This window comes from Pseudomonas sp. GW456-E7 (genome assembly GCF_059424105.1).
The window spans coordinates 1-564 of record NZ_JBWKZB010000125.1 but is presented as its reverse complement, the minus strand read 5'-3'; the positions used below and the strand labels follow the sequence as shown (position 1 = coordinate 564).

At 58.5% G+C, this 564-nt stretch carries 1 protein-coding gene; it reads left to right on the top strand.

Annotated features, from left to right (window positions below):
- Positions 1-564: aldehyde dehydrogenase family protein (locus AC07YV_RS29880; RefSeq protein WP_494990409.1), on the top strand; the 564-nt coding region annotated here is incomplete at both ends.

The window sequence follows — 564 nt, the reverse complement described above, 5'->3', positions numbered from 1 at the left end:
CGCATCGCCAAGATCGCCTTCACCGGCTCGACCCCGGTTGGCTCGCACATCATGAAATGCGCGGCGGAAAACATCATTCCATCCACCGTGGAGCTGGGTGGCAAGTCGCCGAACATCTTCTTCGAAGACATCATGAAGGCCGAACCGTCCTTCATCGAGAAAGCCGCCGAAGGCCTGGTGCTGGCGTTCTTCAACCAGGGCGAAGTCTGCACCTGCCCGTCCCGCGCGCTGGTGCAGGAGTCGATCTACGACGAATTCATGCAAGTGGTGATGAAGAAAGTCCTGCAAATCAAACGCGGCGATCCGCTGGACACCGACACCATGGTCGGCGCCCAGGCGTCCGAGCAGCAATTCGACAAGATCCTTTCGTACCTGGAAATTGCCAAGGGCGAAGGGGCCGAACTGTTGACTGGCGGCAAGGTGGAAAAACTCGAGGGCAACCTGGCGAGCGGGTATTACATCCAGCCGACGCTGCTCAAGGGCACCAACAAGATGCGTGTGTTCCAGGAAGAAATCTTTGGCCCGGTGGTGAGCATCACCACCTTCAAGGACGAAGCCGAAGCC